Origin of the sequence: Micromonospora maritima (assembly GCF_902825405.1) — a bacterium.
In the GTDB taxonomy this organism is placed as follows: Bacteria; Actinomycetota; Actinomycetes; order Mycobacteriales; family Micromonosporaceae; genus Micromonospora; species Micromonospora maritima.
The window spans coordinates 1-929 of sequence record NZ_CADEAU010000921.1; the positions used below are offsets into that span (position 1 = coordinate 1).

At 77.9% G+C, this 929-nt stretch carries 2 protein-coding genes; both read left to right on the plus strand.

From position 1 onward, the window contains the following. On the plus strand, positions 1–183 hold a 183-nt coding region (locus tag HUW36_RS34220), incomplete at its 5' end, for a hypothetical protein (protein ID WP_217428929.1). After that, on the plus strand, positions 180–929 hold a 750-nt coding region (locus HUW36_RS33555; RefSeq protein ID WP_174531664.1), incomplete at its 3' end, for an NAD(P)/FAD-dependent oxidoreductase. The genes HUW36_RS34220 and HUW36_RS33555, both read left to right, overlap by 4 nt.

The window sequence follows — 929 nt, forward strand, 5'->3', positions numbered from 1 at the left end:
GCCGGTCACCGGGACCACGGCCCGGCCGACCCGGACGGCGACGGAACCGCCCACGCCCGCGACCAGGCCGGCGACGGAACCGGCAGTCCCCGCGCCCGGGGCGCGGACGGCGGTGGGCCCGGCCCGGACGGCCGGCGACGGAACACGGTGACGGACCGCGAGACGGTGGAGGCGACGCGATGAGCGAGCGGATCGGCAGGCTGGTGGTCGTCGGCAACGGCATGGTCGGGCAGCGGTTCGTCGAGGCGCTGCGGGCCCGCGACCGGGACGGGCGGTGGCGGGTCACGGTGCTCGCCGAGGAGAGCCGACCGGCGTACGACCGGGTGCGGCTCTCCGCCCTCTTCGACGGGGTGGACGCGGACGAGCTGAGCCTGCACAGCCCCGACGACGGGGTGGAGCTGAGGCTGGGCGAACCGGTCACCGCCGTCGACCGGGCCCGGCGGGTGGTGACGACGACGGCCGGGGAGCACCCGTACGACGCGCTGGTGCTCGCCACCGGCTCGTACCCCTTCGTCCCGCCGGTCGACGGCACGGACCTGCCGGGGGTCTTCGTCTACCGGACGCTCGACGACCTGACCGCGATCCGGGAGCACGCCCGGGGCCGGCGGACCGGCGCGGTGATCGGCGGCGGCCTGCTCGGCCTGGAGGCGGCCAACGCGCTGCGCCTGCTCGGGCTCGCCACCAGCGTGGTCGAGTTCGCGCCCCGGCTGATGCCGGTGCAGGTGGACGAGGCGGGCGGGGCCATGCTCCGCCGGTACGTCGAGGAGCTGGGCGTCACCCCGTACCTCGGGGTGGCCACCACGGCGCTGCGCCCCGGCCCGGACGGCACGGTGGCCGCGCTGTCGCTCGCGGACGGCCGCACGGTCGACGCGGAGCTGGTGGTGGTGGCCGCCGGGATCCGGCCCCGGGACGAGCTGGCCCGGGCGGCC